Annotated in this window: 18 protein-coding genes; 4 read left to right on the forward strand and 14 right to left on the reverse strand. The window is 66.5% G+C overall.

All coding sequences use genetic code 11. The features are described from left to right. Positions 1–23: 23 nt before the first annotated feature. Entirely contained in the window at positions 24–1007 is a 984-nt protein-coding gene (locus M9952_06300; GenBank protein ID MCO5312533.1) for a PD-(D/E)XK nuclease family protein, read from the reverse strand. Between the two features lie 71 nt (positions 1008–1078). Between M9952_06300 and M9952_06305 the strand changes: the two genes are divergently transcribed. Next, positions 1079–1546, forward strand: coding sequence for a tRNA (cytidine(34)-2'-O)-methyltransferase (locus M9952_06305; GenBank protein ID MCO5312534.1), 468 nt, complete (start codon positions 1079–1081; stop codon positions 1544–1546). A 22-nt stretch (positions 1547–1568) separates the two neighbouring features. On the opposite strand, the gene M9952_06310 is transcribed toward M9952_06305, so the two are convergent. Next, positions 1569–2027 carry an Rrf2 family transcriptional regulator gene (locus M9952_06310; protein ID MCO5312535.1) on the reverse strand — a complete coding sequence of 153 codons (459 nt, stop codon included), beginning with the start codon at positions 2025–2027 and terminating at the stop codon, positions 1569–1571. 43 nt (positions 2028–2070) lie between these two features. On the opposite strand from M9952_06310, the gene M9952_06315 reads away from it, so the two are divergent. Then, on the forward strand, positions 2071–4230 hold the full coding sequence (locus tag M9952_06315) for an ATP-dependent helicase (GenBank protein MCO5312536.1): 2160 nt from the start codon (positions 2071–2073) through the stop codon (positions 4228–4230). A gap of 84 nt (positions 4231–4314) precedes the next feature. On the opposite strand, the gene M9952_06320 is transcribed toward M9952_06315, so the two are convergent. The 12 genes from M9952_06320 to M9952_06375 all read right to left on the reverse strand — a co-directional run bounded on the left by M9952_06320 (position 4315) and on the right by M9952_06375 (position 17333). Continuing rightward, entirely contained in the window at positions 4315–5805 is a 1491-nt protein-coding gene (locus tag M9952_06320; protein MCO5312537.1) for an HNH endonuclease, read from the reverse strand. Between the two features lie 71 nt (positions 5806–5876). Then, on the reverse strand, positions 5877–6878 hold the full coding sequence (locus M9952_06325; protein MCO5312538.1) for a 3-dehydroquinate synthase: 1002 nt from the start codon (positions 6876–6878) through the stop codon (positions 5877–5879). Further along, entirely contained in the window at positions 6875–7543 is a 669-nt protein-coding gene (locus tag M9952_06330; protein ID MCO5312539.1) for an AAA family ATPase, read from the reverse strand. The genes M9952_06325 and M9952_06330 overlap by 4 nt, the downstream gene beginning before the upstream one ends. An 85-nt stretch (positions 7544–7628) precedes the next feature. Then, positions 7629–9050, reverse strand: a complete 1422-nt coding sequence (locus tag M9952_06335; protein MCO5312540.1) for a hypothetical protein — start codon at positions 9048–9050, stop codon at positions 7629–7631. A 33-nt stretch (positions 9051–9083) separates the two neighbouring features. Next, positions 9084–10070: a DUF4388 domain-containing protein gene (locus M9952_06340; protein MCO5312541.1), complete on the reverse strand. Its 987-nt coding sequence runs from the start codon at positions 10068–10070 to the stop codon at positions 9084–9086. 148 nt (positions 10071–10218) lie between these two features. Beyond that, a complete protein-coding gene (aroE, locus tag M9952_06345) occupies positions 10219–11061 on the reverse strand; it encodes a shikimate dehydrogenase (protein MCO5312542.1) in 843 nt (280 codons plus the stop codon). Continuing rightward, positions 11058–12215 carry an endolytic transglycosylase MltG gene (mltG, locus tag M9952_06350; GenBank protein ID MCO5312543.1) on the reverse strand — a complete coding sequence of 386 codons (1158 nt, stop codon included), beginning with the start codon at positions 12213–12215 and terminating at the stop codon, positions 11058–11060. The genes aroE and mltG overlap by 4 nt, the downstream gene beginning before the upstream one ends. After that, positions 12212–12655, reverse strand: coding sequence for a Holliday junction resolvase RuvX (ruvX, locus tag M9952_06355; GenBank protein ID MCO5312544.1), 444 nt, complete (start codon positions 12653–12655; stop codon positions 12212–12214). Before ruvX ends, mltG begins: the two co-directional genes overlap by 4 nt. Positions 12656–12668: 13 nt before the next feature. Then, on the reverse strand, positions 12669–15254 hold the full coding sequence (gene alaS / locus M9952_06360) for an alanine--tRNA ligase (GenBank protein MCO5312545.1): 2586 nt from the start codon (positions 15252–15254) through the stop codon (positions 12669–12671). 12 nt (positions 15255–15266) lie between these two features. Beyond that, positions 15267–15728: a hypothetical protein gene (locus tag M9952_06365; GenBank protein MCO5312546.1), complete on the reverse strand. Its 462-nt coding sequence runs from the start codon at positions 15726–15728 to the stop codon at positions 15267–15269. Beyond that, the gene (locus M9952_06370) at positions 15728–16090 is read right to left on the reverse strand and encodes a hypothetical protein (GenBank protein MCO5312547.1); all 363 of its coding nucleotides are present in this window, start codon (positions 16088–16090) and stop codon (positions 15728–15730) included. Before M9952_06370 ends, M9952_06365 begins: the two co-directional genes overlap by 1 nt. Positions 16091–16229: 139 nt before the next feature. After that, positions 16230–17333: an AAA family ATPase gene (locus tag M9952_06375; GenBank protein MCO5312548.1), complete on the reverse strand. Its 1104-nt coding sequence runs from the start codon at positions 17331–17333 to the stop codon at positions 16230–16232. A 60-nt stretch (positions 17334–17393) separates the two neighbouring features. Between M9952_06375 and M9952_06380 the strand changes: the two genes are divergently transcribed. Both M9952_06380 and M9952_06385 read left to right on the forward strand, forming a co-directional pair. Next, positions 17394–18197 carry a hypothetical protein gene (locus M9952_06380; GenBank protein ID MCO5312549.1) on the forward strand — a complete coding sequence of 268 codons (804 nt, stop codon included), beginning with the start codon at positions 17394–17396 and terminating at the stop codon, positions 18195–18197. An 87-nt stretch (positions 18198–18284) separates the two neighbouring features. Beyond that, a complete protein-coding gene (locus M9952_06385; GenBank protein ID MCO5312550.1) occupies positions 18285–18587 on the forward strand; it encodes a hypothetical protein in 303 nt (100 codons plus the stop codon).

Here is an 18587-nt window from a genome sequence, read left to right on the forward strand (position 1 = left end):
GCTCCCCGGTCGGGATCGCTGGGTCAGGGCTCCCAGGAGTGGTCGTCGGCGATCTCCCCCGAGAGGTGTGATCGTCCGGTATCGCAGGACGTCAGCAGCGGGCACCATCGACACGACGGGGAGGCGACGAGGGTCGGCTCGCGTTCGCCGATCATCAGCTCGACGATCTTGTGCGCCGCGGACGCGGTTCGTAGGACCGCCGAGTGCAGGACCTGTTCGTCGACGTCCTCGGTCTGCATCGACGCGCTGTCGAGGTAGTAGCTCACCAGGAGTCGCGGAGGAACTCCGACACGTAGAGCGTCGAGCAGTGCGTAGAAGCGCAGATCCTCGACGTGGGCCGGGGAGCGTCGGCCGGTCTTGAAGTCGACGATGACCTTGCCGGCGACGTGGCCGTCGGCCTGGCCGATCGTCAGGTCGGGCTTGCCGCTCAAAACGATGCGGCCCTCGAAGAAGTCGGCTCGCATCGGAACCTCGGTCGCCGGACGCCACTTGCGATCGAGCGGCGGGAAGCATTCCTGGAAGGTGACCAGCGCGTTGTTGGCCTCGGCGCGCACCATGTCGAGGTCTCCCGCCTCCGCGGTGGACAGCCATTCGCCGACCGACTTGGCCTCGGCGATGAGGCGGGCGATGGCCTCGTCGATGAGGTCGAGTGGTGCCCACTCTCGGGTCGTTGTGACGTCGACCTCGATCGCCTTGTGGGCGACGATGCCCCGGGCCACGGGAACGCTCCAGGAGAACTCAAGGTCCTCCTCGGCGAGATAGCGGGTCTCGCAGCCGTGCACCTTCTCCAACTTGTGTTTGGAGAGCCAGATTGTGTCGTCGAGGTCGTCTCCGAGCAGGCGAATCGTCGCAGCGAGCCGCTTTTCCAACTCGGCTCGTAGATGTTCCTTCAGCCCGGGCTCGAACGTCGGCCGTTGCGATCTCGGCGCGCCGAGACGGGCGAGAACCTCGGCCTGAGCGTCGTTGAAATGCGGGTCCGCTGGGACTCGATGCTCCGGCTCGCTCATCGAATCGAGTGTAGAGACGACAACGGATCGTCGTTGCCCGAGTCGCCACCGACCCGGTAGGCATGGGCATCATGTTTCACATCGTGCTGGTCGCGCCCCAGATTCCTCCGAACACCGGCAACGTGATCCGATTGTGCGCCAATGTCGGAGCCTCGCTGCACCTTGTCCGGCCGCTCGGCTTCGACATCGACGATGCGTCGTTGCGCCGGGCGGGCCTCGACTATCACGAGTTCGTGACGATGCGGGTGCACGACGACCTTGCTCAGTGTCGCGCCGCGATCGGCGACGGTCCGTCGTGGTATGGCCTGAGCCGTCACGGACGTCGCACCTACACCGACGTCGCGTACTCGCCCGGCGATGTCCTGGTGTTCGGTTCGGAGGCGTCGGGGTTCACGCCGGAGGTGCGTGCGGGGTTCGGCGAGCGACTCATCTCGCTGCCGATGCGGCCGGACAACCGCAGCCTCAACCTCTCCAACAGCGTGGCGGTGGTGGCCTACGAAGCGTGGAGACAGAACGGCTTCGCCGGAGCCCAGGACTGAAGCGCTGGTCGGGATGCGGAGGTCAGAAGTTCTCGATCAACGAGGACGGATCGGCGACCAGATCGCGAACGAGCGCGGGGAGGTCGCCCGACGCCACATCAGCGATGGTCGTGTGGTCGACGATCGCTCGTAGGTTGCAGCGCAGAGCGATCCACATATCGCGTAGGGGGGCGGCGGCGCCGGGGTAGTCCAACTCGGTGGGCTTGAGGCCACGAACTTGAGCGAGGGGGCCTTCGACCGACCGCACGACGTCGCCGATCGAGATCGAGGCCGCGTCGCGGGCCAGGCGGAACCCGCCGTTGGCACTTCGCTGGGACACGATGAGGCCGGATCGGCGCAGGTCGGTGAGGATGCCGCGCAGGAACCCGAGTGGAATGTCTTGTGCCTCGGCGATCTGTTCGGCCTTCGCTCGGCCTTCCGGCGAGGCGGCGATCTCGATCATGGCGCGCATCGCGTAGTCGGCTTTGGCGGTGACATGCACGACGACAGTCTGGCAGACCCCGACGCACTAGACTGCCGAACGAATGTTCGTAGAACCGGATTTGGGCGATAGCGAAGCATCGAACCCTCGTTGGGCGCGAGGCCTCAATGCCGCGCAATACGCCGCTGCGGTGTCCGATGCCGACGCACTTCTCATCGTGGCCGGTGCCGGCACCGGCAAGACCGGCACGCTCGCGGCGCGGGTTGCCCGGCTGATCGAGGAAGGCATCCCGCCGAATCGCATCCTGTTGCTGACCTTCACCCGCCGAGCCGCCCAGGAGATGTTGGCGCGGGCCGGTCGGCTGAGCGACGGGGTCGCCACCGCGCAGGTGTGGGGCGGTACCTTTCATTCGGTCGCCAATCGGCTCTTGCGCCACTACGGGCGAGGAGTCGGACTCGACCCCAACTTCACGGTGCTCGATCAGGCCGATGCACTCGAGCTCTTTGGCATCGTTCGTGCGGCTGCGGTCGACACGGCGGGAACCCGCTTTCCCAAGAAGGAGACGATCGCCGCCGTCTACGACCGCGTGGTGGGCACGCAGCGTCCGCTCGGCGAGGTGGTTCGCGCCGAGTATCCCTGGGTGGTGGGGCATCTGGAGGCGCTTCCCCCGCTGTTCGTCGAGTACACGCGCCGCAAGCGGTCGCGGCGGGTGCTGGATTACGCGGATCTGTTGTTGTTCTGGCGGGCGATGTTGGTTGCCCCCGAGGTGGGTCCGGAGGTTGCTTCGCGCTTCGATCACGTGCTCGTCGACGAGTTTCAGGACACCGACCCGGTGCAGGCGGACATCGTGCACTCGCTGGCGGACTTTGGATGCAAACTCACCGTGGTCGGTGACGATGCGCAGTCGATCTACGGGTTCCGGGCGGCGACCGTGGAGAACATGTGGCGGTTCGTCGACCGTCGTCCGGGGGCTGAACAGGTCACCCTGGAGGACAACTATCGCTCGGTGGCGCCCATTCTGGCCGTGGCCAATGCCGTGTTGGCCCAGTCGGACCGACACTTCGACAAGGAGCTACGCGCTCGTCGTTCGGGCGAGCGTCGACCCGTGCTGGTGTCGTGTCACGACGAGTTGAGCCAGGCCCGCGTGGTGGTCGACAACATCTTGGAGCTTCGCGAAGAGGGCATGTTGCTGTCGGACCAGGCCGTGCTGTTTCGAGCGGGATACCACTCCGACCTGCTGGAGCTTGAACTCGGTCGCCGGGACGTTCCCTATGTGAAATGGGGAGGGTTGAAGTTTCTCGAGGCTGCACATATCAAGGACCTGGTGTCGTTGTTGCGGGTGCTCGACAACCCGTGGGACGAGCTGGCCTGGAGCCGTGTGTTGCGCACCCTGCCGGGGGTCGGACCGGCGTCGGTGCGTTCAATATCGGCAGCGATCGGACTCGACGCTCTGGGTGATGTCGAGTTCGATGGTGCAAGAGGCGACAGCGCTGCGCTCGCTGGCGGCGCTCGAACCCCGCTGGACCGGTTCCTACGGGATGAAATCGCAGTCCCAAGTGCGGCTCGCGAGGAGTTCCTGACCCTGCGGGAGGCGTTGTCGCAGTGCATCGGGCGGAGCGCTGACGGTGTCGGGCAAGAGCCGCCGGTCGCAGCGCAGGTCGAGCGGCTCATCGAGTGGTGCAACCCCAGTTTCGATCGTCGGTACGAACGAGCCGAGGTGCGGGCAGGTGACCTGCAGCAGCTCGCGGTGCTGGCTGAGTCGTATGAGTCGCGCAGTCGTTTCCTGACCGAGTTGACGCTTGAACCCCCGGCGTCGACGGGAGACCTCGCGGATGAGCCGCACAAGGACGACGACGTTTTGACCCTGTCGACCGTGCATTCGGCCAAGGGGATGGAGTGGGGTGCGGTGCACCTCATCCATGCAGCCGACGGGATCTTCCCTGCCGACATGAGCCTTTCGAGCGTCGACGGGCTCGAGGAAGAGCGCCGGCTGATGTATGTCGCGTTGACGAGAGCCCGAGATGCCCTGAGCGTGTATGTGCCGCTGCGCTATCACCACAAGCGGGCTGGGGTGAGCGATCGTCATTCGTTCGCTCCCATCAGCCGGTTTCTGTCGCCGATTCGCGAGCTCTTCGACGAGACTTCGGACGGATCTGGCGAAGGTGGGGCTGCGGGGTCTGCGCTGCGTGGATCCACGCTTGACGCCACCGTGACGGTGGCCGACGAGGTCGACGCACTGAACTCATCGCTATGGAGTCTGTGACCTCCGGCGGTGGCGGCGGGCGATGTGGCACGGCACCCCGCCATGGGCGGGTCTCGTTGATCGCCGGTTTTTGGGGCCGACGGTTCATTGGCGTATCGGTGGTTGGGGTGGTTTGGCCGGGGTGAGTGAGAGTTGCCCGGCGGTGGGGCGCCTGGCCCTCGTCGCTCTACCGGTTCGTCCAGTCCTGCCCGAGTTTCGGCGGGTGCGGGCGTCGTGGGGTCGGTGGATGCGGGTGTTGGGGGTGGCGGCCATTCGGTCGTAACGGCGCCGGATGGTGGCGATCGCGTCGGTCAAATCGACGGTTCCGCCGCGGACTTTCACCTTCGGTCGGGCCGGGGGTTCGGGTTGGGTGGCGAGCTCTTCGGGGATGGGGCCTTGGCGTTGTACCCCGTGTTGTTGCCCCCAGATGGTGATGCCACAGGGGTGGGTGTAGAGGGTCCATCCGTCGGTGGTGATGTGCATGGCCCATCCGACGCGGTGCACCAGGCCGTGGTGGTGTCGGCACAGACAGGCCAGGTTGTTGACCGCGGTGGCGCCGCCGTTGCGGTGATGGCGGACATGGTGGGCTTCGGTCTGTTGGACCGGTGCTTCGCAGCCGGGGAAACAACACCCCCCATCCCGGGCGGCGAGTGCGGCGCGTTGAGCATCGGTGGCGAGACGCACGGAGTGGCCGACATCGAGCGGTTGGCCGAGCGAGTCCAACAGGACAGCGCGGAGTTCCGGGTCACACATCATCCGTTCGATCACATCGGCGGTGAGCGGATCGCCTGTGGGGTTGTACGCCTTCGGGGTGCCGTGTTCGTCGGCCTGCAAGATGATGGTGACTTCGGCGGTTCCTGGCCGGTAGTTGCCCGACAGGGTGAACTGGGTGCCGAACCGGCACAGGTCCATCAACGCTTTGGCCCGCAACTGCGATTCTGACGTCGTCGGTGACCGGTCGAATTGTTCAGCGTCGTTTCGAACCTGTTTGCGGTGACGGTTGGTGGCGTCGGTGATGGCTTGGCGTACGACCTCGGCGTAGTCGCCGAAGAACTCTCCGACGATCTCTACACCGATGACACCGTCGGGGCCGTGGATGTCGCGCAGGTCGAGCCAGGACTCTTCTGCAGGTGGGGCGGGTTCGGTGCCGTCGGTGTCGACGAGTCGTGCCAACGCGGCGATGACTTTTTCCCATTTCGCGAACGTCAAATGCTCCGCCAAATCCAACATGGGCCCGGCGTTGTCGGACCAGGTGGGTTCGATCCGCGGGTTCGACCACCGTCCGATCACGACCAGATGATCAAACCCCGCAACACCGGAACGCAGGCGGTCCAACACGTCGGGCCGATACCGGCGTCGTACCGCCCGAGCGACCGAAACCCGACGCGCCGCGGTCACCCCCGAACAACGAGCGGTCTTGGACACCCACGCTTTGGTGGACAGACCTTCGACGATGTCGGTCATCCCAACAGCATCCAACTCCCCGAGCGCGTCGATCATGTGTAGATCCAAACGGCGTTGCAGCTCGAACAGGACCGCCACGTCGTCGATCCCGGAACCCAGGCTATTCAGTTCGGTGTCGAAGCCCTCGAACATGTGTATGACACTAAACGCGACCCCTGACACTGAAGCCCGAGACAGCCAGATTCGCCCCGACCGGCGTCGATTCAGCGCAACGCCGACAGGGCGTCGAGCAGCACCTCGTGTGGCACACCGGTCACCGGCTCGACCCCATTGGGCCCGTCGAGCACAAAGGTCACCTCGCGGGTCGCCTTCTTGTCCTTGGCGAACAGCGCGATCAGCTCCTCCGAACCCATGGCCTCCGGCACGGAATTCTTGAGCTCGTATCGGTTGATGACCCGGTAGTGCTCGGCCACATCATCGGCATCGATACGTCCGAGGCGGTGCGCCACCTCGGCGGCATACAACAGCCCGATCGCCACGGCCTCACCGTGGCGAAGCTCATGGTCCCCAAGGGTCTCAAGGGCGTGGGCGAGGGTGTGCCCATAGTTGAGGATCGCCCGCCGACCGGACTCGCGTTCGTCCGACGCGACGACCTCCGCTTTGATCCGCACGCATGCGGCAACCCGCTCGTCGAGATCGAGGGCATCGAGATTGCCGCCGCCGAGCCAGTGGTACTTCGCAAGCTCCCCCAGCCCACATCGCCACTCCTCGGGCGGCAGCGTGGCCAGCACCTCGGTATCGCACAGCACCGCAGAGGGCTGCCAATAGGCCCCCACGAGGTTCTTACCCTGCGGAAGGTTCACGCCGGTCTTGCCCCCGATCGCCGCATCGATCTGCGCCAGCAACGTGGTCGCCACGTGCACCACGGGGATGCCACGGTGGTAGATCGCTGCGGTGAACCCCGCGATATCGGTGACGATTCCACCTCCGACGGCGACGACCGCATCAGCTCGCGTCAGCCCCCACTCGGCGAATTCCCGGCACAGGCGTTCGACGGTCGACATGGTCTTGAAGTGTTCGCCGTCGCCGATGCGAAACACGCGATGTTCACGCCCCGGATCCACCGCAATCTGGAGGTTCTCCGACGTCACCACGGCGACCCGGCGAATTCGCGACGGCAACACCGATGCCAACTCGTGGCGGACCCCCTGCCCCACCAGAACCGGGTAGCTCCGGTCTCCCAACTCGACCTCGACGCGGATCATCGCGGCGCCCCAGTCCCGGCCCCAGTCCCGGCCCCAGTCCCGGCAACCTCATCCACCACGGCGGTGGCGACGGCCTCGCCGTCCTGAGCGGCCTCGCCGTCCTGAGCGGGATCCTCCACGGCCGAGAGCCGACTCAGCACCATTTCCACGACCTGTGGAATCGTTGCGGAACCGACGTCGATTTCGATATCGGCGAGCGCACGGTAAAGCGGCTCACGCCGGGTTCGAAGGCGGGTCAGGTTCGCCTCGAGATCACCATCGAGCAACGGTCTGCGAACAGAACTGCTGCGAAGCCGGTCTGCAAGCACGTCGTCGGAGGATCGAAGCCACACCACGAGCGCCTGCCGCCTCAGCGCATCGAGGTTGCGTTGCCGCTCGACCACCCCGCCGCCGGTCGCGATGACCGCCCGCCGAGCCCTGCCCCGCACGCCGTTGCAAGCGCCGTCGAGCGCATCGAGCAACGCCGCGGTCTCGAGGGCACGAAATTCGTCCTCCCCGATCTCGTCGAAGATGGAACTGACGCTCTGCCCGCCCCGAACCGCAGACACCTCCGCGTCGATGTCGATGCATTCGACGCCGAGCGCTGTCGCCACACGCCGCGCCACGGCGGACTTGCCGACGCCGGCCATGCCCACGAACGCGATGGGTGCTGCAGTGGCGATCACGGTCGACAAGGGTAGCGGCACCTCGTCAAGGCCGGCATCCGGCCAGATCAAGGCCGACATCCGGCCGACGAGCGAGTGGCGGTTGCTACTGACCCAACCCGCCGACGAGGGTCGACGGATCGGCGCCGACCGACCCCTCAGTCGGCCCCAGAGCCAAGCCCTCAGCGGCGACGTCGGAACTCCCGGCAGTTTGACCACCAGTTTCCCTAGGACGGTTGGCCCTCCGGACACGCCCCGCGGCAACCATCGACATCACCGGCGCGAGTTCCGACCGAAGCGTCGGGGGTCGACGACCCACGGTCTCGAAGAACAGCCTGGCACCGTCGATCATGCCCACGACGACAACGCTGGAATCGGCGGGAACTCGGATGGCATCGCTGAACATGATCTCATCAGCACCGACCACCTCAACGTCGTTGACGTGGTTCCAGTCGAGTTCCATCTCCCAACGACTGATCCCGGTCCCCTTGACCTCCATACCGCCGGGTCCGAACGCCATGACGCCGCTCTTGCGCTTGCGTTTGATGTGCGGGTGACCACCGAGGTAATTGACCCCCACCACGACCTCCGGCCAGGCATCGCCCATGATCTCCCACGGAGCACGATCATCGGCATCGAAACTCGGGATATCCGAGGCGGCCTCGGCCATCGCGTCCAGATCGCCGAAGAAGATGTCGTGAGCATCCGAGTCGACATCGGCAATGACCGGCATCGAACTGGTGACGGGGCCAGCCTTGAGATCGCCAGCCGACCCGGGCTGGACATCTGCTCCCAACTCCGCCTCCGACCGGGGCTCCGGCTGGGTCGCTCCGTGAAGGTTCGCAACGCCTGGCGCGAGATCAACCGGAGCGGTCCGGGGGGCAGGGGCTTTCAAGAAATCGAGCGCAGGTGCCGGAGCCACTGCAGGCTGAACCGGCACAGACTCGACCGGCACAGACTGAACCGGCACAGACTGAACCGTCACGGACTCTACCGGCACGGACTCGACCGGCACCGCGGGCACGGGCGCGATCGGCGGGGTCGCCCCTTCGATCAGGAACGGCTCGGGCATCGGGTCGGGCAGCGAATTCGGGATCGAATCCCCCAGCGGGCTCGTGGCCGGGGCCGAGCGGTCGCGCAGGCCGATCAGCACCTCGATCACTCGGTCGCTGAACGTCGAGGGCCAACCCACGAGCGACACCGAACCGTCGGCCTGTTGAAGCTCGATCGTCTGCAGGGGGAAATCGGAGTTGTCGATGGCGTCGACGACCGTGATGTTCGAAAGCTCGATCCATCTCCGAACCCGAGCCTCGCCCGGATGGCCGATGCCAAGGCGGCTGTCGGTGAGGACGAACACCACATCGAGCAACGGGCGCTGGTGCCCCTCACCCAAGTGATACCAACCAGCCACAAGTTCATGAATCGGCGTCGCCGGGTTCAGCTGGTCGTCCAGCGATGCAAGCGCATCGGCGGCCCACGGGTTTTTCTGAGGGAACCGATGCGTCACCGCATCGACCAGTTTCATCATCGAAATCTCACTACAGAGTCGGAGTTCGGCTGTTCACGGCGTGTCGAAAAATCTAGCCACACGGGATGGTCGGGCGTCGTCGAAACTGGTGACGGTCTCAGCACCAGCAACCGCCTCGGCGGCGCGGGGGCTGAGCATGGCCAGTTGTCGAGCCAGCTCGGCCTCCGAATCGTCGTTGATCCGGAGGGTGCCGATACCTCGCGAAGGTATCGGCGAGTTGGAAACGTTCAGGGCCGGTCGGGGATCGGAAACGTCACCAGTATCGGACGAGCGCGCCATCGACGCGAAATCGGGGGCGCCGGGAAGAACCGGAACGTCGGCGACGGCCGCCTCAAGCGCCGCTGGAGCGGGCCCAACACCTGGCAATTCCGGCGGTGCAACCATCGACCGAGCGGTCGGCGCCGGAGAAGGAGCAGGAGCCGGAGCCGGAGCCGGAGCCGCCGAACGTTCAGGTCCGACGTCGAACACACCGAGACCGACCAGTTCGTGCGCGAGGCGCAACGCATCGAGTTCACCCAGGCCGAGGTGCTCGACGAACGCACAAACGTTGGCGAACCCGTCGCGGATCGACACGTCGACCACCGCACACAACGCCAACCACCGCCGCTCATCGAAGTCGACCTCCGTGCCCGGAGGCGAGGTTTGCAGCGTCAGTGTGGACGTCAGCGATGGCACCGTGGCGACGATCATCGTCCACTCCTCCAGCGCTGCTTGCGCCTCGGAGATCGCCGTCGACGTGTCGGTGGGGGCGCACGGTTCAGGACAGCGCAGGTCCGGCTCGAAGTAGAACGCGCCCTCCCTGCACCGCAACAGGTCGAACAACACACTTGCGGGCTCGCTGCGCTGCGCCGACTGTCCCGGCGCCGAGGTCGTCGCGCCCACGATCGACCCCAACTCCAGCCACAGCGCGGCACCGCAGCGGTCGGCGTTGACCACGAGCCGACCGCTCTTTTGAGAGGAGGACAACATCCCCAACACGTCAACGAGCGGAAACGACTCGAGGTTCCCTTGCAGTGCCATCGTTCCTCCAGCGTCGAATGGTCCCGGGTCTCTATCGGCACGTCGACCCGATCCATGAAGCCCAAAAGCCCGGCTTTATCGCAGATCCGTCGATTCGGTGGCGCTCACCCGCCCACGGCCGCCGTCACTCGCCTGCCCCCAGCAGCCGTCAGTCGCGCTCGACCGCCCTCAACATCGCCTCCGTCGACGCCTTCACCCCGGTCCAGCGTTCGAACTGAACCGCGGCCTGCCCAATCAGCATCGACAAACCGTTCGCCGTCCGTGCGCCGCGTGCCTCCGCGGCGGCCATCCACGCGGTGACCCTCGGGTGATACACGAGGTCATAGGCCAGTTGCCCTTCGGTCGGAACATAGGCCGGCAGCGACACCACGCCGGCATCGCCCATGCCCTGCGGGGTTGCGTTGAGCACGATCCCACACGAGGTCAGGTCCGGGGCCTCCCCGACCCGAGCGACGCCCGCCACGGCAGCGTTCGTCGTCGCCACCGCGGCCTCGGCGCGACTTCGGGTCCGGTTGACGACGGTGATCGAGTTCGCTCCGGCCTCGGCGAGCGCCACCATCGCAGCACGGGCCGCGCCACCGGCGCCGACCACGCCGATGGCGGTGCGCACGTCCACGCCCAGGTGGTCGCGAATCGCCCAGACCAACCCGGCGCCGTCGGTGTTGTCTCCCACCAGGTCGTCGCCGTCCCACATCACACAGTTGACCGCTCCCAGCAATTCCGCCGACGGCGTGAGCCGATCGAGGTGGGCGATCACCGCCTCCTTGTCGGGCATCGTGACCGACAGGCCGAGCCACCGTTGACGACGCATCTCGGCGATCACCTCGCCGACCTCGTCGACGCCGGCGCGAATGCGGCCATACACATGAGGCAACCCGGCGGCGGCGAACGCGGCGTTGTGCAGGTCAGGGGATTTCGAATGCTCGATCGGGTCGCCGATCACGAACGCCGATCGGCCAGTCGGCCCCGCTGCGAGGCTCGGTTCGCTCAACACCAGCCGTTTTGCTGGCAGACCTTCTTGCCGGCCAGAAACTCGTCGTAGCTCGCGGTGAACAGGTGCTCGCGCGGCCCGACGCTCTTGAGCACGTAATAGATCCAGTCTCCGGCGGCCGGACTGATGGCCGCTTCGAGGGAGGTCTTCGACGACAAGGCGATCGGGGTCGGGGGCAGCCCGTCGCGGGTGTAGCTGTTGTACGGCGTGTCGGTCTCGAGTTCCGTCTTGGTGAGACCGCCCTCGTTGCCCCGGCGTTGCACGCCGTAGAGCACCGTCGCATCGATCTGCAGGCGCATCGGCTTGTCGAGACGATTGAAGATGACCCGAGCCACGCGATTCGCCTCGCCCTCGACGTCGCCCTTTTCACGCTCGATGATCGAGGCCATCGTGACGAGTTCCGCTGCGCTGTAGCCGGTTCGGGCCTCGGCGTTGCCATATCCGGCGGCGTCGAGCACCTTGTCGAACTCGCTGACGAAACGCTGCAGGATCTCCTGGGCCGTCGCATCGGACTTGAAATCGATGGTCTCCGGCAACAGGTACCCCTCCCAGTTCTGGGTGGGGTCGGTGTGGTATTTCGAGGTCACCTGACCGGACGCGAGCACCAGGCTCATCTCATCGACGGAGATCTCGGGGAACACCTTGTTGATCGCCCCGAGAGCGTCGACGAGCCACATGCCGGGAATGATGGTGACGACCCGGCTCTGTTCGGCGACCGGGCCCCCGTTGAGCACGTCGATGGCATCACCCATCGCCATGTTCTTCTCGAAACTGATGTACCTGCCGGCCTGCACCGGCTTCACATCCGCGAACTTCGAATACCAGCCCATGACCCGAGCGCTGGAGATGATCTCCTCGGACTCGAGCTGGTCGGCGACGTCGCTCAACGTGGCGCCCTTCGCGATGACGACCTCGGCGATCGCCGGCCCCGCCTCACCGGACGGGTTGATCTGTCGCGCGGTCCACACCAATGTGCCGGCGGCGACCACCCCGATCACCGCGATCACCGCGACGATGGTCAACCCGATCGGGTTCGCCCGACGGGCCATCGGCCGATACGGCTCGTAGTCGTACCCGTCGTCGTAGTTGGCGTCTGCGTACCCGTCGTCGTAGTAGTAGTCGTTGTCGTAACCGTCGTGGTCGTCGTAGCTCACGGATCCTGCTCGGGTGCGTCGGCGGCGGCCCGGCGGTGATCGAGCCACGCCTGCAGCATCACCGCGGCGGCGACCTGATCGATGGCCCGCTTTCGGGCCGCCGGACTCAAGTTCAATTCCTGCAGCGACCGCGCCGCGGTCACCGTAGTCAGACGCTCATCGTAGGTCTCCACGGGTAGCCCGGTGGTGGCACGCAGTTCGTCGCACTCAGCCAGCGCCTTGTTGGCGCTCTCGCTCAGGCGACCGTCGAGGTGCAGCGGCAGCCCGACCACGATGACCTCCGCCTCCGCCTCGAGCGCAAGATCACGGATCTTTCGGTGATCGCGCTGGCGATCCCCGCTGCGCTGCACGACCTCATAGGGGGTGGCGAGCACGCCGTCGCTGGTGCTGAGTGCGACCCCGATCCGTTTCGAACCCAGGTCCAGCCCGATCGCTCGCATCGCGATCGACGCCTCAGATGCCGAGCTTGGCGCGCACGTTCGCGATCGCGTCGCCGATCGCCTCGACATTGCGTCCGCCCGCCGTGGCGAGGTCCGCGCCCTTGCCGCCGCCACCGCCGAGCAGCTTCATGGCCTCGCCGATCAGTTCGCCCGCGTTCAGGTCGCCTCCGACCTTGGTGGCCGACGCGACGGCGACCCCTTTACCGCCGGGGGAACTGATGAGCACCACCGCGTCGAGCCCCTTGTCGCGCAACGACACGGCGAGGTCGCGAACCTCGTCGCGGGTCCCCGCGGCGACCTCGGCCACCAGCTTGTTGTCGACCGCATCGTCGATGAGGTCGCCGGCCGCCGATGCCGCGAGTTGGCGACGAAGCTCGGCGATCAGGGCCTTCGACGACTTGGCTTCCTCGATGCGCTTGCGAACCGCATCGATCAGATCCTCCACGGGCACGCCCAAGGCAGCGGATGCCTCGACGATCCGGTCTTCGACAGACCGCAGCCGATCGATCAGCCCCGTCCCCGCGACCGCCTCGAGGCGACGGATGTTCGAACCGATCGAGGTTTCGCTCGTGATCTTCACCGGCCCGATCTCGCCGAGGGAGCTCACGTGGGTGCCCCCGCAGAACTCGATCGAGCGAGGCCCGGCCTGCAGCACCCGAACACGGTCGCCGTACTTGTCGCCGAAGAACGCGATCGCCCCGAGTTCCAACGCGTCCTGCTTGGCCATCTCGGTGTGGGTCACCGTGGCGTTGGACAGGATCTGTTCGTTCGCGAGGTCTTCGATGTCACGGATCTGTTCACGTGACAGGGCTTCGAAATGACTGAAGTCGAAACGCAGCCGGTCGGGGCCGACCCACGAACCCTGCTGTTTGACGTGATCGCCGAGCACCTCGCGAAGCGCCCAGTGCAAGATGTGGGTGGCGGTGTGGTGGCGACGAATCGCGGCTCGGCGCGGCGAGTCGATCGACGCGGTCACCCGCTCGCCGACCTCGAGCGCGGCCAGTCGGTCGACGTCGTCGGGGGCCACCACGTGGCGCACCAGCCCGGGCGCACCGTAGGTCGTATCGCTGATGTGGACCTGGTGACTGCCCCACGAGATCAGCCCGGTGTCACCGATCTGGCCGCCCGATTCGGCGTAGAACGGAGTCCGGTCCAACACGATGGCGTTGCCGACGACGCCGAGCACGTTCGCCTCGCACTGCTCGACCTCTCGGCCGACGAAGACGGTCTCGCCGCCCTCGCGCAGCTGAGCGAAGGCCGAGGACTCGCTGTCGGTGGCCACCTTGCCCTTCTTGGCCGAGGCCTTGGCGCGATCTCGCTGATCGGCCATCGCCTCGTCGAATCCGTGCTGGTCGAGGTCGTAGCCGGCGATCTCGACAAACTCCTGGGTGACCTCGAGTGGAAACCCGAAGGTGTCGTGCAGTTTGAAGGCCACCGCACCGTCGAGGCGCCCGCCCGTCGGGAGCTTGTCGAGTTCGCTGTCGAGCAACGCCGAGCCGGTCTTGAGGGTCTGGCGGAACTTCGATTCCTCGCGTTCGACCGTGGTGAGCACGGCGTCGGAATTGGTCCGCAGTTCCGGGTAGGCGTCGCCCATCACCTCGATGCAGCGAGACACGAGCCCGGCGAGAACCGGCCGATCGACGCCGGTGAGGTAGGCGAAACGGATCGCACGCCGAATGACCCGCCGAAGCACATATCCACGGTCCTCGTTGGAGGGAATCACGCCGTCGGACACGAGGAAGGTCATCGTGCGGGTGTGATCGGCCATCAGGCGCAACGCCACGTCGGTGATCTCGCCGTCACCGATGCGGTGACCCGTCACCCGCTCGGCCTCGCCGACGAGGTCGGCCAACACGTCGGCGCTGTAGAGCGAATGGCTGCCGCCGAGCAGCGCCAGGATGCGCTCCATGCCGGCACCGGTGTCGACATTCGGCGTCGGAAGGTTCGCGAGCACGCCGTCGGCACCGCGGAAGTACTGCATGAACACGAGGTTCCAGATCTCGACGAAACGGTGTTCGGCCGCGGGGTTGGCCGGGCCGCCGTCGGGGCCGAGGTCGGGTCCGAAGTCGTAGAAGATCTCCGAGCTTGGGCCACACGGGCCGGTTTCGCCCATCTCCCAGAAGTTGTCGGCGTCGAGGCGTTGGATGCGGGCGCGGGGAACGCCGATCGAATCGGCCCAGATGTCCTCGGCGTCGTCGTCGGAGGTGTGTACCGTCACCCAGATGCGATCGCCGTCGACCCCCAGCACCGAGGTCACGAACTCCCAGGCCATCGCAATGGCCTCGGCCTTGAAGTAGTCGCCGAAGCTGAAGTTGCCGAGCATCTCGAAAAACGAGAGGTGGCGGGGGCTGCGACCGATGGCGTCGAGATCGTTGTGCTTGCCGCCGGCGCGGACGCACTTTTGCACCGACACCGCCCGGGGCGGGTTGAACGGCACCGGTTCCTCGCCGAGGAAATACGGCACGAACTGCATCATCCCCGAGTTGTTGAACATCGGGGCCGACGGGTGGTGAGGGATCAGTCCCGCAGACGGAACGACCGTGTGTCCCTTCTCCGCGAAATAGTTCGTGAAGGCGAGGCGAAGATCATTGGCGCGCATGATGCGCACAGCCTATCGGGCTTGTTTGCGGCGCCGGTCGGGGTTACGCGAGCGCCGTGCTGAGCCTCGGGTGGCTTCGGTGTCGCCCGCGACATCGGCGGCCTTGGCGTCGGCGGCCTTGGCGTCGAATCTGTCGGCGGCACTCGCCGCGAAGTTCGACACGCTGTTCGCGAGGGCCGCAGCGTTGTCGGCGGCCGACGCGGTGGTCGCCGCCGCGCTGCCGGCGAAGCTGCGAGGCAACCCGGCGCGCAGGTCGGCCTCGGTCTGACGCCCCTCGGCGATCCCCTCGTTCACCGCCGTGACCACCCGGTCTTTCAGGTCGGTGGCTTTGGTCTTGGCGACGTCGACGACGTGCGACGGCGTGGCCTTGGACTGAATCGCCTCGACCTGTCGTTTCACCTTGCGTTGACCCCACACGGTGGCCGCCGAACCGGTCGCGGCGCCGACGCCCAGCCAGAACACGCGCTTGAACATCAGGACTCCTCCGACTTGGTCAGGCGACGGGCGGCCTTTCGGGTTCCGCGGGCGACCGCCGCGGTTTTGATGACCGGATTCGACAGCACCCGAACGGCCGACGCGGTCGCGCCGTCCATCGTCTCGGTCACCGAACCTGCGACGTCGATGAGGTTCTCGAGGCGCGCCACCTGACGTGCTGCGGTGTCCGCCGCGGCCTCGAGGCGCTCGGCGGATGGCCCGGCGACCTCGGTGAACGCGTCGAGCTCCTTGCGTAACGATCGCACCACGAGTCGCAATTGACCGACCGTGATCGCCAGCGCGGCAATCGCCCCAAGGCTCACGACGGTCGTGACGATCAAGACGATGTCGGTCGCACTCATCTCCAAACACCCTAGTTCTCCCAGCCTGTCCCACCCGTCCCAGCACCTCGCCTGCCCCACCCCAGCCTGTTCTCCGATAACCAGTGGTCGTGATCACGACCACTGGTTATCGGAGAACAGGCGTTTTCGGGGATCCGGGTCAGTGCATGTAGGCCGACTCCGGCGGGGGTTCCAGCTTGGTGGTCGACGCGGCGGCGATGAAGTCGCACACCTCGCGGGACTTTGCGGCCCTCGACAACACGATCGCTGCGTGGGTGAGGTTGTGTCGCACCTCGGGCATCCCGATGAACTCGCTCGCGTGGGCGGCCCCGGTTGCGATGATCAACGCCGAACGGTCGGCCGGACCGATGTCCTCGGAGGCGAAGATGACCATCCGTCGGGCCAGGAATCTCGGGTCCTCGCCGCGGTCGAGCATGTGGTTCAACCAGGCGGAAGCCTGCTCGGCGTTGCCGGATCGCATGTGCTTGATGAACGCGCTCGCGGCGTCGTAATGGTCGCCAGCCTGATAGTGCGCGATCCCGGCGCCGAGGGCCTCGGTCAGCAGGTCGAAGGTGATCTCGCCACCGCTGCCCGGCCTGGTCAGATCGGCCGCCGCCTCAAGCCCGGTCAACAGACGTCGCCCGTCGCCCTCCACCGACCCGATGAGGTGGTCGGCAGCGTCCTCGGCGACCGAGATCGGCCGACGTTTCGCGAGCTCCTCGACGCCGCGATCGAGCAGCGCCCGCAGGTCCGCGTCATCGAGCGGCTCGAGCTTGAGCACCGTGCAACGGCTGAGCAGCGGCCGGTTCACCGTCGCCCAGGGGCTTTCGGTCGTCGCTCCGATGAGGGTCACCAGCCCCGATTCGACGTGGCCCAGCAGCGCATCTTGTTGGCTGCGGGTGAAACGGTGAATCTCGTCGAGGAACAACACCGTCGAGATCTCGCTCATCCCCAGGCGGGCGGCGGCCTGATCGGCGACCGTGCGAATGTCCTTGACCGACGCCGTGACCGCCGAGAGCATCTCGAAATGCGACCCGCATTCCGCGGCGACGAGTCGAGCGATCGTGGTCTTTCCGGTCCCCGCCGGGCCCCACAGGATGCAACTGCGGACGAACCGACGCTCGACCATGTTGCGCAACGGTCGGCCTCGCCCGACGAGATGCTGCTGACCCAACACGTCGTCGAGACGCCGGGGTCGCAGGCGTTCGGCCAACGGGGCGCGGGTCGCGAGTTGATCTCCCGCCGACGCGCTGAACAAGTCCATCGCCAGAGACTAGAGGTCGACCCCAACCGCATTTTCGCGACTCCTCCGTAGCCTGAAGCCATGACAGGGTTTGTGATCATCCCGCTGTTGCTCGCGGTCGCTGCCGGTATCGGCATGGTGTTGACCCGAGCGTCGAAGGAACGCCGCGAGGTGATGGCTCGCCTCGACCGTGAACGCACCATCCGCCCCGGCTACAGCCCCACGGCGGAACTGTTTCGCAGCGCCGGCGTGTCCGAGGCCCACATCGAACAGATGGCGCCGTTCGTTTCGGCCCCACGCATCGCTTCCGCCGACCCGCCGACCAGTTCGATTCCGGCACCGGTGTCCCCGGAGGCAACGGGGGCATCATGGCCGTCGGACCGGCCATCGCAGTGGCCATCGGAGCACGCTGTCGTGTCGGCTCCGACCGCCGGTGCGAAGCGGCCACCAGCACCCTCCCCGGCGGCGCCCGCGCCCACCGTGCCGGCATCCGCACCGGCACCCGCCCCGTCAGCACCCGCCCCCACCGTGTCGATGCCCGCCGTCGCCGCCACCTCCACCCGCGCATCGGGCGGACTGTCGATGCTGCGCCACGTGTCGATTCCCTCAGGGTTCATCCCGCTCGGACCCGAGGGCGATGAGCGCGTCGTCTTCGCAGTGGAACGCAGCGCCCGATCCGTCCGCGACCAGATCGAGCAGCTCTTCGCCGAGGCGGGGGCATCGGTCTCGTGGCTCGAACCGACGGTGGCGGCCGTGGCGCGCGACGGCGAACGGGCCCTGGTGAGCCTCTACCCCGATGCACACACCACCCGCGACCTCGACGGCAACGCGCTGTTCCCGACTGCACGTCCCGACGAGACGGTCGTGCGCATCACGGCGGCCTGACGCCCCAGATCACCGTTCTCCGATAACCAGTGGTCGTGATCACGACCACTGGTTATCGGGAAACGGGTTGTACGCTGGCGCGTGCCCATGACGCGCTCACGCCACCGCACACCGACAGCGCCCAAGGCGCCGACACCGGCCGAGGTGGAACTCGTCGCCAGGATCTCGGTGGGTCTGGGGGTCGGCAGCCTCGTGAGCGTCCTGGTGCCGACCGTGCCGATCATCCTCGGCATCGCCACCCTGCTCGCGGCATTCACCGCCCGACGTCACCGCAGCACCGAAGGCCCCGGCCCGGAACGTCACGCCATCGTGATGGGCATCATCGGTATCTGCGTCGGTGCGCTGATGATGGCGTTCTACCTCTACGGCGCGTCGAAGCTCCGGGGCTGA

The organism is Microthrixaceae bacterium, from assembly GCA_023957975.1.
Classification (GTDB): domain Bacteria; phylum Actinomycetota; class Acidimicrobiia; order Acidimicrobiales; family Microtrichaceae; genus JAMLGM01.